Raw genomic sequence first — 9,153 nt, 5'->3', positions numbered from 1 at the left:
GCTCGGGAAACCACTGGGCGCTCAGCCAACCCGGTTCAATGGTCCCGACCATCGGCTGTACCTGTTCGGCGTGGAGGTATTGATCCGTCCCCGCCAAGCGAATCCGGTAGTAGCTCGGGCCCTCGGGCTCCAATTGCCAGGACGCGGCCAAAGGATCTTGCGTACCGTCCTCGCCCAAGGGTTGATCAATGCCGACATTGCGCAGAATCAACGCTTCACCCACGGGTGCGAAAAAGCCCGTGCACTCGTCCATCTGCGCGATCCAGTCTTCAATCAACCCGATCCCATGGTCATCCAGCACATGACTGCCCAGAGGCGGCATACGGTTGCCATCATTGGACGCCATGCGCCGCCACAATAGCGAGCGCTCCGGCTCGCCCGGCGCCAGCAGGCGGGCGTCCTCAATGCCCAGATCGCTCTGCATTGGCCCCACATTACACAGGTTCATGGCCTCGGGCAGCGTATCGAAGCGCAGATCCATACTGGCCTGACTGGTCCCCCCGGGGCGGTGGCAGTTGGCGCAGTTGCTGTGCAAGTAGGCGCGGACGCGCAAATCGAGTGGGTGCGACTCATCCCGGCTGTTCACCAGGGGGTTTGCCCTCTGCTGTCGAGTCAACGGCTCGGTCAACACCCCGATGGCCGCCAGGGTATCCAGTTGATTGGCCGTGGTGCCGGCGTAGTCGAAGTCGGTATTGAGCTGACGAACTTCCAGCCCGAGACTGTCTCCCGCCGCGCTGGTGTGACACTGGGAACACTCGGCGCTGCTCGGGTAGTGCCATAACTGGTCCTGGATCTCGACGTCCTCCGCCTCGATTACCCGGCGCGCATCGGTGCCCGTGCTGGTCCAGCGGTAACTGTGCCCGACCCACCCGGTCGCGGGCTGGTTGAGCATCAGCCTCGTTTCGATCAGCTCGTCGTGCCGATAGAACTGCTTGACCAATACCGACCCCACCGGCAGATCAAAATCACCCGTCTCATCCACGTCGATGGTGGCATCGTCAGGCAGCGCGAGATAGCGGGCTTTATCCGCCCCATCGGACCAGAAGGGCTCGCGGACGTCATAAGGGATCAGCCCGTCGCCCGGCTCAGCCGGGTTATCGGGATTCATACAGCCGGTTTCCGACAGCCACTCGGGAATCGGCTCCTGCCGGGAGTCCTGCGCCTCGGCCACCAACCGGGACACCTGGCCGCCCTCGTAGTCCACCAGTAGCAACTCGCCATCGAGTTCCTCCCCAAAGGACACCACCGAGCCGCCGGTATCGAGCAGTTGGCGGCGTTCAAGATCCCCCTCGGGGGTAGTGAACAGGCCCCAGAGCAGACCCGAGGCAAAATCGCTGAACAGATAGACCCCGTATAAGTTGTCGAGCTGCTCACCGCGATAGACATAACCTCCGGTTACCGACCGGCCATCCCCCCGCTGGTAGGAAAACACCGGCGCCTCAAAGCCACTGGTATCGGAACAGGACTGCATGACGTCGGCGCCTTCCAGGCAGGGCCAACCATAATTGGCCCCGTTGACAATCCGGTTGATCTCTTCGGTCCGGCCCTGGCCGACATCACCGGCCCAGAGTTCGCCGGTCTCCCGGTCAAAACTCCACTGCCAGGGGTTGCGCAGGCCATAGGCAAACACTTCGGGCAGACCGCCCTCTACCTGATTGCCCGGTGCCGGTGCCCCCTCGTCGGTGAGCCGCAACAGAGTACCAAAGGGGTTGGTGGGATCCTGGGCATTGCGGTTGGGATCGCCACCCGGCCCACCGTCACCAAAGCTGACGTAAAGATAGTTGTCCGGGCCAAACGCCAGACGACCGTTGTTATGAATTTCGGTGGTCTGCTGGACATGGTAAATATCGGTACGCTCCAACTCGCCAGGCCCGGATTGCACCAGACTCATCCCTTCATCGTCAGAGCGAAACCGGGCGACATAGGATTCGGGCGCAACTTCGAATGCCTCTCCACCCTCGGTCAAAGACACATAGACAAAGCCGTTCTGCTCGAAATCCGGGTGGAACGCCATACTGAACAGACCGCACTCAAAACAGTGAGTGGGCTCAAACTGCACATCGGTGTAGTCCCTCAGGTCCACAAACAGCGCCGGCGTGGGGTTTGCCTCGGACAGGTCCAGGCGCCAGATGGTACCCCGCTGCTCCAGTACATAAAGTACCTGCTCAAGACTCGGGTGGCTGACCGCCCCGACCGGCGCGGTGAAGGTACCTTCAGGCACCAGCGGCTTGAGCGCCACCGTCGAATCCTGAGTGAAACGGGTAGCCAGACAGGTCTGATTCTCCGGCCGCTCGCTCAGGCCAGGCGGTCCCGAGGGCGCTCGGGCGTCGTCATCGCTCTGTCCGCCACCACAGGCGGCCAGCAGCAGTGCCAGCGCGACACTCACCCCAGTGTGAAGGCGACGGTGAAGCGGTACCATGAATGCACTCCGGACGGTTATTATTGGCTTATTCATCGTTTAATAGACCACCAGCGTACTACGTCGGACAGTTTATTCACAGATTCAAGAGGATTTTATGACTACTGACGCTCCCGTTGCCCTACTGACCGGCGCGGCCCGTCGCATCGGCGCGGTCACCGCAAAAACCCTGCACGCCTCCGGCTACCGGGTCGTCATCCACTACCGCGGCTCGCAGCAGGACGCCGAGGCACTCAGCCATGAGCTCAACGCGCTTCGTCCCGACAGCGCCGTGGCGCTGCAAGCGGATTTGAGTCAACTGAAAGACGTTCAACAACTGGCCGAGAACGCCTTGAAACAGTGGGGCCGCATGGACGCACTGATCAATAACGCGTCCAGCTTTTACCCGACTCCGGTGGAAGAGGCGAGTGAAGAACAGTGGAACGACCTGATGAGCAGCAACCTTAAAGCCCCCTTCTTTCTTGCCCAGGCTTTGGCGGACGCGCTGAAAGAAACAGAGGGTGCCATTATCACCATGGCCGACATCCATGCCGAGCGCCCACTGAAAAACCACCCCATTTATTGTGCCGCTAAAGCGGGCAACGTCATGCTGACCAAATCGCTGGCGCGGGAATTGGCGCCCAAGGTGCGCGTCAACGGCATCGCCCCCGGCGCCATTTTATGGCCGGAACAGGAGGCGGAGCTGGACGATGACGGCAAAGCGACCATCCTCGATCGGGTCCCGTTGAACCGACCCGGAGACCCTCAGGATATTGCTGACACCATTCTTTTTCTTTTAACCAAAGCGCCCTATATAACCGGACAGATTATCGCCGTGGACGGTGGTCGTTCGGTGAGTTAAAACAAGCGGTTTAACTCACTTTTGTTGCGCTGGATCAATTGAAAATCGACAAAAAAGGACCAATATAAGTAACGCAAACAGAGACAAGCTCTGGATGTTCAAAGGAGGTGTTCTTATGAACCTGATACCACGTAGTTCAGTATTTGATATTGACAGCCTGTTCGACAATTTCTGGGCACCGCTATCAAGAAGCTCTGCTTCGATGAACGCGGATGCGTTTTCGCCCAGAGTGGATATCACCGAGAAAAAGGATCATTACGAATTGACCGCCGAGTTACCCGGCGTGGACAAGAAAGATATTGACGTGACCCTGGACAACGGCATGCTGACCATCAGCGCCGAGTCCCGGTTTGAAAACAAGGAAGAAAAGGATGGACGCGTCATTCGTCAGGAGAGACGCTATGGCAAGTACACTCGAAGCTTCAACCTGGGAACGGACGTCAAGGAAAAGGATATCAAGGCGGAGTTCAACAACGGAGTGTTGAAATTGAACGTGCCCAAAGTGGAGCAGAAGACGCCGGTCAGTCATCGCATTGAAATTCACTGATGACCGAATGCTGACCCACTTGAAAGCCGGGCCTAATCGTCCGGCTTTTTCTGTTCTGCCCCGGACGCCCCGCGCAACAGCGAAATGAGTGTCGCACAGGTGAGAAACGCCAGAGCCAACAGCATCGCCTGACTGAAGGTGCGCAGCAGCGGCTCGGACAGGGTTTCGTTCAGCGGCTGGTTACCCAGGTTCCAGTAAACGAACAGATTCACCAGACTCATACCCACCAGGTTACCCACCACACGGGCGAGATTGAGCGTTGCCGCCGCGACGCCCACTTCACTGGAATGCGCCGACTGCATCACCACATGGTTATTCGGACTGGAGAAACAGCCGAAGCCCAGCCCCACCAGAAACAGCGCCAGGACAATAAAGCCCGGTGCCGTGGCGACGCCCAGCGTACTCAGCAACCCGTAACCACAGAGGGTACAGAAACAGCCCGCACTGGCCAGCCAGCGGGCCGGCAGATAGTCCGACAGGCGCCCCGCCAACGGCGCCACACAGGCCATGGTGAGCGCCTGCACCAGCAGGACATGACCGGCATCCGCCGCGCTGTAACCCCGCACATATTGCAGGTACAGGCTGAGCAGAAACCCGAGCGGATAACTGCTGGCGTACATGAACAGCGCCGTCATCAGGGAGAAGGAGAACAAGCGGGACTCGCGGAACATCTGTACGCGAATCAGCGGCTGCTCCCGGCGAGCCTGGCGGCGAATGAACACCACCAGTAAAACGAAAGAAAAGGCCAGTACCGCGCTCTGCCACAACCCGGGCAGCCCGGTCAGGCCGATCACCAGGGCAATGGCCCAGAGCGCAAAAGTCAGGGCCCCGCCCCAATCAAACCGGTTTTCGCGCTCGCCGAACCAGTCTCCGGACACCCGCCAGGCAATCAGTGACACCACCAACACCACAATCGGCAAGGGCAGCAGGAAGACAAACCGCCAGCCGAAGGCATCGGTCACCCAACCGCCCAAGGCCGGCGCCAGGGTCAGGCCGAAGTACACACAGGCGGCATTGAGCCCCAGGGGTAACCCGCGCTTTTCCGGCGGAAAGACCGAAATCAGCAGGGCCATGCTGGTGGCGAACATCATCGCCGCCCCCATCCCCTGAAAGAAGCGCAGCACCAGTACCATTTCAATGGAGTTGACGAAGAATGCCAGAGCACTGGCGCTACTGTTGAGCGCAATGCCCCAGAGAAAGACCCGTTTGCGGCCCACCTGGTCGGCCAGCTTGCCCGCCGGAAGCATGAAGATGATGTTGGCGATCAGGACAATGGTGGGCACCCAACTGACCAGCACCGCACTGGCGTTCAACTCCCTGGCCATAGTGGGCAGGGCGACATTCACCGAAGCCATTCCCAGAGGCGCGACAAAGGCCCCCAGGCACACAGCGATTAACACCCACCAGGGCGACACTGGCGCGGCGCGTTGCGGCTCGTTCACAGGCAACTCCACATAGAGGGCACGCCCTGCCCCGTGTCACAGGGGGCGGGCAGGGATCAAAATCAGGTCAGGACGCAGCGCGCGATACCGTCCGCCCCTGCCAGGTGAAATCCACCGGCCAGAGGTTCTGGCGCTGCTTATCGTAATCGGCCCACAGCCGGGCGTAGGTCTCCCCCTTGCTCGGGTGTAGATGGTTCGGGGCGATTTCCGCCATGGGCCAGAGCACAAAGGCATTCTTGGTCAGCTCGTCCCGGGGCAATTGAACCCCGGCCTCCTCCCCCACGAAGTCACCGTAGGTGAGAATGTCGATATCCAGCGTTCGGGAACTGAATTTGGGGCCGGAACGACAGCGACCGTTGTCGTCTTCGATCTTTTTCAGCCGATCGGACAGCTCGGCGATGGGCTGATCGGTTCCCACCCCAACCACCAGATTGAGGAAGTTACTGCCATCAAAGCCCACCGCTTCGCTTTCGAATACGGACGAAATGGTCAATTCGCCGAAACACTCCGCCAGCGCATCCAGCGCGGCGGAGATGTGTCGATAGCGATCAATATTACTGCCCAGACTGAGGTACACCTCGGTCATGCCGGTTTTTCCCCTCGCTCGATAATCAGGCCCACATCCCGGGCACCGCGCAGGGCGCCGGGTTTGCTGAGTCGCAGGCGGACCCAGGGCACGTTGAACTCTTCCCGCACAATGGTGGCCACCTCTTCGGCCAGCGCCTCGACCAGCTGTGCATCCCGGTTTTCCAGGTGGGCGATCAGGCGCTTGGAAACCGCCTTGTAATTCAGAGCATACTGGATGTCGTCGGTTTGCGCCGCCCGGCGGATGTCCGCCGCCATTTCCAGGTCCAGACTGATGGTCTGGCGCACCTGACGCTCCCAATCATAGATACCGATGATGGTATCCACCTGCAGATCTCTGATGTAAACAATGTCCATTCCACTTCCTCGTTAAGCGCTCAGCGGCGGCAGGCTGTCCAGTGGCCAGCGGGCGCGCACGTTCACCGCCAGCGGCTCGGTCTGCCCGGCCAGCAGGCGCTGGCAGCCGGCGTAGGCAATCATGGCCCCGTTGTCGGTGCAGAACTCGTTGCGGGCATAGAACACCCGGGCGCCGATCTTCGCCAGCGCGGCCTCGAGCTCCTCGCGCAGACGCGTGTTGGCCGAGACCCCACCGGCGATCACCAGCGTTTTCTGGCCGGTCTGCTCCAGAGCGCGCCGACACTTGATCACCAGGGTACCGACCACCGCCTCCTGAAAGGCATGAGCAATATCGGCACAGGTCTTCTCGTCCGGCAACCCGTCGGCCTGGGCATGCTCCGCCACCGTGTTGAGCGTATAGGTTTTCAGTCCACTGAAACTGAAGTCCAGGCCCGGTCTGTCGACCATGGGCCGGGGAAAGGTAAACCGCCCTGCCCGGCCCCGCTCGGCCAGTTTGGCGATATGGGGCCCACCCGGGTAGTCCAGATCCAGCATTTTGGCGGCCTTGTCGAATGCCTCCCCGGCGGCGTCGTCGAGCGACTCCCCCAGCAGGCGGTATTCGCCAATGCCACGGACTTGTACGAGCTGAGTGTGCCCTCCGGACACCAGCAGGGCGATAAAAGGAAACTCGGGCGGGTTATCTTCCAGCATCGGGGCCAACAGGTGGCCCTCCATATGATGAATACCCAGTGCGGGAATCCCCCACCCATAGGCCAGCGAACGCCCCACCGAGGCGCCCACCATCAGCGCGCCAATCAGCCCCGGGCCCGCGGTATAGGCCACCGCATCGATCTGCTCGGGCGAGGTGTCGGCTTCGGCCATCACCTGCCGCACCAGCGGCAGCAGTTTGCGCACATGATCCCGGGAGGCCAGCTCGGGCACCACGCCACCGTATTCCGCGTGCACCGCAATCTGACTGAACAGGGCGTGGCTGAGCAGGCCCCGCTCGCTGTCATACAGCGCCAGGCCGGTTTCGTCACAGGAGGTTTCAATACCCAAAACGCGCATAGAGAGCCTTCTAACTCGTACAGTGGGGCCAATCGAGGACCAACGGGAAAAACGAGCGCGTATCATATAGACCTGAAGCGGTAAGAACCAGTTGCAGTGCTGTCCATAACTGGTTAGAATCCACGCCCCTCGGATCCCGAAGCCACTTTTTGATCGCTTTCGGGGTGAATTAATTGAGTAAAGGTAACAGCATGCCTTCAGTAAAGATCAAAGACAACGAGCCGTTTGACGTTGCACTGCGTCGCTTCAAGCGCTCCTGTGAAAAGGCCGGCATTCTGGCCGAAGTTCGCAGCCGCGAAGCCTACGAGAAGCCCACAGCTGTCCGTAAGCGCAAGGCCGCTGCCGCTGTTAAGCGTCACGCCAAAAAAGTTCAGCGCGAAAACCGCAAGTTCCAGCGCCTGTACTAAGGCCGGAACCCGGCCTGGGCGCTTCGCGCCGGGCCCGCGCTGAATGGCACAAGCCAAGCGCTGAAGACAAGACAAACAGGAATACGCTGATGCCCCGTTCAGAATTGCAAACGCGCATCAACGACGCCCTGAAAACCGCCATGCGGGCCAGAGAAAAGGCCCGCGTGGCGGTTTTGCGTCTGGTGACCGCGGAATTCAAACGCATCGAGGTCGATGAGCGCATCGAACTCGACGACGCCCGTGTGCTGGCCATTCTGGACAAGATGGTCAAGCAGCGCCGGGACTCCGAACAGCAATACCGGGATGCCGGTCGCGCCGAACTGGCCGATCAGGAGCGCCTGGAAATTGATGTGATTCAGGAGTTTCTGCCCCAGCCTCTGTCCGATGCCGAGCTGGATCAGCTGGTGGCCGACGCCATCGCCCAGTCCGGCGCCGAGGGCATGAAGGATATGGGCAAGGTCATGGGCATCCTCAAGCCCCAGGTGCAGGGGCGGGCCGATATGGCGGATGTGAGTAAGCGGTTGAAGGCGCGGTTGGGTTAAGCGTCACGTTTTGTCACAACGGATGGCACAGTAGGTCGCGTAGGGCGGATAAGCGCAAAGCGCGCATCCGCCGTTACCAAGCGCACCCCCCGTCACCCAACCCAAAATCCCGCTCCCCCACCTCAATTCCCCGCTACAATAAGGCGCTATGGCCGGACTGATTCCACAAAGCTTTATTGACGAGCTCCTCGACCGGGTTGACCTGGTGGAGATCGTGGACCATCGCGTCAAACTCAAGAAAACCGGCAAGAACTTCAGCGCCTGCTGCCCCTTCCACGACGAAAAAACCCCCTCGTTCACGGTCAGCCAGGACAAGCAGTTCTACTACTGCTTCGGCTGCGGCGCCAGCGGCAACGCCGTGGGATTTCTCATGGACTACGAGCGGCTCGGCTTTCCCGAAGCCGTCGAGCAGCTCGCCCATCACTGCGGCCTGGAAGTGCCCCGCGAGGAGCAGAGCCCGGCCCAGAAAGAGAGGGCCCAGGAGCGCAAGAGCATCTACAGCCTGCTGGAGCAGGCCGACCGCTACTACCGGCTGCAGCTGCGCCAGCACCCCAAGCGGATGGAAGCGGTGGACTACCTCAAGCGCCGGGGCCTGGACGGGCATATTGCCCGGGACTACGGTATTGGTTACGCCCCACCGGGCTGGGACAACCTGCTGAAAACCCTCGGCATCGGCGAACAGGAACGCCACCTGCTGACCGAGGGCGGCATGCTGATCCACCAGCCGGACCAGAACAAACGCTACGACCGCTTCCGCCACCGCATCATGTTTCCCATCCGGGACCTGCGCGGGCGGGTGATCGGCTTTGGCGGCCGGGTGCTGGGCGATGACAAACCCAAGTACCTGAACTCCCCGGAAACCCCGGTGTTCCACAAGGGCCGAGAGCTCTACGGCCTGTGGGAATGGCGGCAAAGCCGCGACCGCAGCGACCGCCTCTATGTAGTGGAGGGCTACATGGACGTGAT

10 protein-coding genes are annotated in these 9,153 nt (G+C 60.7%); 5 read left to right on the top strand and 5 right to left on the bottom strand.

Going from position 1 to position 9,153, the window contains the following annotated elements; genetic code table 11:
* Nucleotides 1–2,419 (bottom strand): PQQ-dependent sugar dehydrogenase (locus B3520_RS05890; protein ID WP_286875632.1); only part of this gene is annotated, 2,419 nt, incomplete at its 3' end.
* A 97-nt stretch (nt 2,420–2,516) separates the two neighbouring features.
* Between B3520_RS05890 and B3520_RS05885 the strand changes: the two genes are divergently transcribed.
* Both B3520_RS05885 and B3520_RS05880 read left to right on the top strand, forming a co-directional pair.
* Nucleotides 2,517–3,260, top strand: coding sequence for a pteridine reductase (locus B3520_RS05885; RefSeq protein WP_286805313.1), 744 nt, complete (start codon nt 2,517–2,519; stop codon nt 3,258–3,260).
* Between the two features lie 115 nt (nt 3,261–3,375).
* Nucleotides 3,376–3,807, top strand: coding sequence for an Hsp20/alpha crystallin family protein (locus B3520_RS05880; RefSeq protein ID WP_286805312.1), 432 nt, complete (start codon nt 3,376–3,378; stop codon nt 3,805–3,807).
* Between the two features lie 32 nt (nt 3,808–3,839).
* On the opposite strand, the gene B3520_RS05875 is transcribed toward B3520_RS05880, so the two are convergent.
* From B3520_RS05875 to tsaD, 4 genes are all read right to left on the bottom strand, one after another.
* Nucleotides 3,840–5,249 (bottom strand): MFS transporter, encoded by a 1,410-nt coding sequence (locus tag B3520_RS05875; protein ID WP_286805310.1) that lies wholly within the window; start codon nt 5,247–5,249, stop codon nt 3,840–3,842.
* A 67-nt stretch (nt 5,250–5,316) separates the two neighbouring features.
* Nucleotides 5,317–5,835 carry a 2-amino-4-hydroxy-6-hydroxymethyldihydropteridine diphosphokinase gene (gene folK, locus B3520_RS05870; RefSeq protein WP_123638067.1) on the bottom strand — a complete coding sequence of 173 codons (519 nt, stop codon included), beginning with the start codon at nt 5,833–5,835 and terminating at the stop codon, nt 5,317–5,319.
* On the bottom strand, nt 5,832–6,191 hold the full coding sequence (gene folB / locus B3520_RS05865; RefSeq protein ID WP_024460995.1) for a dihydroneopterin aldolase: 360 nt from the start codon (nt 6,189–6,191) through the stop codon (nt 5,832–5,834). Before folB ends, folK begins: the two co-directional genes overlap by 4 nt.
* 12 nt (nt 6,192–6,203) lie before the next feature.
* Nucleotides 6,204–7,238 carry a tRNA (adenosine(37)-N6)-threonylcarbamoyltransferase complex transferase subunit TsaD gene (tsaD, locus tag B3520_RS05860; RefSeq protein ID WP_286805306.1) on the bottom strand — a complete coding sequence of 345 codons (1,035 nt, stop codon included), beginning with the start codon at nt 7,236–7,238 and terminating at the stop codon, nt 6,204–6,206.
* Between the two features lie 191 nt (nt 7,239–7,429).
* Between tsaD and rpsU the strand changes: the two genes are divergently transcribed.
* From rpsU to dnaG, 3 genes are all read left to right on the top strand, one after another.
* Nucleotides 7,430–7,645, top strand: coding sequence for a 30S ribosomal protein S21 (rpsU, locus tag B3520_RS05855; protein ID WP_024460997.1), 216 nt, complete (start codon nt 7,430–7,432; stop codon nt 7,643–7,645).
* 89 nt (nt 7,646–7,734) lie between these two features.
* A complete protein-coding gene (locus B3520_RS05850; RefSeq protein WP_123638069.1) occupies nt 7,735–8,187 on the top strand; it encodes a GatB/YqeY domain-containing protein in 453 nt (150 codons plus the stop codon).
* Between the two features lie 148 nt (nt 8,188–8,335).
* The coding region (gene dnaG / locus B3520_RS05845) for a DNA primase (protein WP_286875629.1) at nt 8,336–9,153 on the top strand (818 nt) is incomplete at its 3' end.

Source organism: Marinimicrobium sp. UBA4509 (genome assembly GCF_002388575.1).
Lineage (GTDB): Bacteria > Pseudomonadota > Gammaproteobacteria > Pseudomonadales > Cellvibrionaceae > Marinimicrobium > Marinimicrobium koreense.
This window is presented reverse-complemented; position numbering and strand designations above follow the sequence as displayed.